The sequence below is a fragment of the Pseudomonas sp. genome, assembly GCF_037994325.1.
Classification (GTDB): domain Bacteria; phylum Pseudomonadota; class Gammaproteobacteria; order Pseudomonadales; family Pseudomonadaceae; genus Aquipseudomonas.
The window spans coordinates 1-1,106 of sequence record NZ_JBBNAH010000032.1 but is presented as its reverse complement, the minus strand read 5'-3'; the positions used below and the strand labels follow the sequence as shown (position 1 = coordinate 1,106).

Sequence of the window (1,106 nt, the reverse complement as noted above, 5' to 3'; positions counted from 1 at the left end):
CGGGGACCCAGGTATACGGACCTTACGGATTACTGCTGACCTGGCCCTTCAAGCTCGGCCAATAATCTTCCAGGTGCAGATTGATCAATGCCTGGTTGGTAAAGCGCGTATCGAACGACTTGCTCAGGTCCACTTCTTCGCGCACCAGTTTGTTTTCAAAGGCATAGTGCGACAGCGCCTGATAATGAGCCTTGAGCTGTGCGTCGCTCTTCGGCGCCCAGCGCTCTTTCCAGGCGACCGGGTCACCTTGGTCGTCGCGGCGCAGCACGCTTTCAGCGGTGCCGGCTTTGGAGGACAAGGTGTAATAGGCATCGCGGTTTTGTTCCTGGGAAATCCACCAGGCCGCTTTTACCCAAGCCGTGGCCAGCAGTTGGGTGACGTCCGGGTAGTGCTCGATAAAGGTGTCAGTGCCCCATAGGTCCGAGACCAACCGCCAGGAGTTATCGCCTTGTTTGGTGGACCAGATGATTTTGCCGACACCTTTGTCTTCCAGGGCATAGGCATCGTTGAGCAATACCGCGGCATCGACCTTGCCAGCCGATACTGCAGCGGCGCCTACCTGTGGATTGAGGTTGGCGATTTTGAAGTCGGCCAGGCTCAGGTTTTGGCTGGCGAGGAAGTTGGTAAACGCGAACTCCCACGGGCGACCGCGGTGCAGGGCCACGCGTTTGCCTTTGAGGTCTTCGATGCTTTTTGCCTCGGAGCCCGCCGGCACCACCAGATACACGTTGTTGCCGCTACCGCCGGGCACGATCAGCTTGCCCGGCACGCCGCCGGCGCCGCCGATCACCGAGGGCAAATCGCCGCGTACGGCAAAGTCGATGCTGTTATTGGTAAAGCCTTCATTAATCTGCGGACCGGCGCCGGCATGGGGCAGGGCGATCCACTCCAGTTTTACCCCTTGTTTGGCCAGTTCCTGCTCCAGCCAACCTTCCTCAATAACTCGCCCAGCAATGCCACCAAAGGTCGGTTTGCCACCTTGGGTAAAGGCCACGATGGCGATTTTTACCGTGCTGGGGTGTTCGGCCGCCGCCACGCCCAGGCTAAAGGCCAAGGTGGCGAGCGCTGCCAGGCTGTTACGCCAAATTCTGTTCATGTGCTTCTCC

At 59.0% G+C, this 1,106-nt stretch carries 1 protein-coding gene; it reads right to left on the bottom strand.

Annotated elements, in window-relative coordinates:
- Positions 1-22 precede the first annotated feature (22 nt).
- Positions 23-1,096 (bottom strand): ABC transporter substrate-binding protein, encoded by a 1,074-nt coding sequence (locus tag AAAB16_RS01035; RefSeq protein ID WP_340661656.1) that lies wholly within the window; start codon positions 1,094-1,096, stop codon positions 23-25.
- Positions 1,097-1,106 lie beyond the last annotated feature (10 nt).

Bases quoted from the DNA above. Each gene is read 5' to 3' on its own strand.
- AAAB16_RS01035 (WP_340661656.1), bottom strand. From the start codon at position 1,096: ATGAACAGAATTTGGCGTAACAGCCTGGCAGCGCTCGCCACCTTGGCC.